Annotated in this window: 1 protein-coding gene; it reads left to right on the top strand. The window is 44.1% G+C overall.

Annotation, left to right across the window (positions count from 1 at the left end):
* Nucleotides 1-15: 15 nt before the first annotated feature.
* Nucleotides 16-522: efflux RND transporter permease subunit (locus tag IE313_RS36760; protein WP_268256821.1), on the top strand; the 507-nt coding region annotated here is incomplete at its 3' end.

The raw sequence follows: 522 nt of genomic DNA, 5'->3' as shown, positions 1-522 counted from the left end.
GATGGCCCTGTTTCTATTATGCGTGAAAATTCAAGGCGCATGAGCGTGGTTCGCAGCAATGTGGTGGGGCGCGATTTGAACTCTTTTGTAGAAGAGGCTAAAAAAGTGATCGCTCAAAACATCAAACTCCCTCTTAGCTACTATATCACTTATGGGGGGCAGTTTGAAAACCAGCAACGGGCCAACAAAAGGCTTTCCACCGTTATCCCTTTAAGCATCTTAGCGATTTTTTTCATTCTTTTTTTCACTTTTAAAAGCATTCCTTTAGCCTTGCTCATTCTTTTGAATATCCCTTTTGCGGTTACCGGAGGCCTTATTGCGTTGTTTGTGGTAGGGGAGTATATTTCCGTGCCAGCGAGCGTGGGCTTTATCGCTCTTTTTGGGATTGCGGTTTTAAACGGCGTGGTGATGATAGGTTATTTTAAAGAGCTTTTAGTGCAAGGAAAAAGTGTAGAAGAATGCGTTTTATTGGGCGCTAAAAGGCGTTTGAGGCCGGTTTTAATGACCGCTTGCATCGCCGGT

The organism is Streptomyces sulfonofaciens (assembly GCF_014656295.1).
GTDB classification, from domain to species: Bacteria; Actinomycetota; Actinomycetes; order Streptomycetales; family Streptomycetaceae; genus Streptomyces; species Streptomyces sulfonofaciens.
The sequence above is the reverse complement of the archived record's forward strand: the minus strand, read 5'-3'. Positions and strand labels throughout refer to the sequence as shown.